Here is a 1,048-nt window from a genome sequence, read left to right on the forward strand (position 1 = left end):
AATTGTGATTTGTCGACCTGGGCTACAAAGTCTGCGAACTCATTTTGGAGGGCTAGAGGGGGGAAAATCAGTTCAAAATTTTTAATCAGTTGACCGTTTAAATTAGGTTGATTTCCTCCTCGTCCAAGTTCTCGTAATTCGCTATACCTTAGCATTAATTGATGCCAAATAAAAACTGGATTGTCTATTTTATTTGGAAATATAGCCCCACATGCTTGGTTGCTAGTAGATTCAACTTTGAGGATTGCACTTCTTCCTCTTGTTTGTCCTTGACCATACATAGCAATCAATATTGTATCAACTGGAAAAAGTTTAAGAGATGTATTTTCTAAAGCAAATTTTGTGATTTTTTCCTCAGTTTCCGTAATTTCTCTATTTATTACCTCAGTTGTTTTTACCCAATTAATCGTTCCGCTATCCCAATATAATTTATTATCTCTTGATGGTGTACTTCCACTAGAAACTTCAAATTTTTCACCTATTTTATATTTGGGGAATAATGTAGTATAAAAATCCCCAAACATCTCGTTAAATCGGGATTTGACAAGGTTTGATAATTCCGTGTATTGCTGACTTCTTTTTGAAATTAGATAATCTATTTTCTCAAAATTCTGAATAATATTTTCTTGTTCAGAAACACTCATCATTGGAACTAGAGCATTTGATAAATTATTAAATTTAATATACTTTATTACTCCTCCAATTGACTGGTAGCGCAAAATCTCTATATACTTATCAAGAAAGTAGTATAGATATTTCATTTTTACATTAGAATTATTACTCAAAATATAAGTTCTTTGATAAGCATTAAATTTTCCTTTATAATACTTAACATTTAAATCCCCGTTTCCTGCAACTAAAACGACTTCGTCGTCATAAACATAATCGTTAATCCACAAAATTTCTTTTGCTGTTGTGAAAAATGGATACTTACCTCCGACAACTGCAGCATTGGCATCCAATTTACCAGTTTGAATAGAAACTAATTCCCCTAATTTCACTTTCTTCATGCAACCACCTCCTCGGAATATCGGGATTTGACGAGCAA

General features: G+C 32.4%; 1 protein-coding gene. It reads right to left on the reverse strand.

The window, feature by feature from the left end:
• On the reverse strand, nt 1–1,010 hold a 1,010-nt coding region (locus HT703_RS11325; protein WP_172930100.1), incomplete at its 3' end, for a restriction endonuclease subunit S.
• Between the last annotated feature and the right edge of the window lie 38 nt (nt 1,011–1,048).

The organism is Streptococcus sp. 3874 (assembly GCF_013276425.1).
GTDB classification, from domain to species: domain Bacteria; phylum Bacillota; class Bacilli; order Lactobacillales; family Streptococcaceae; genus Streptococcus; species Streptococcus pseudopneumoniae.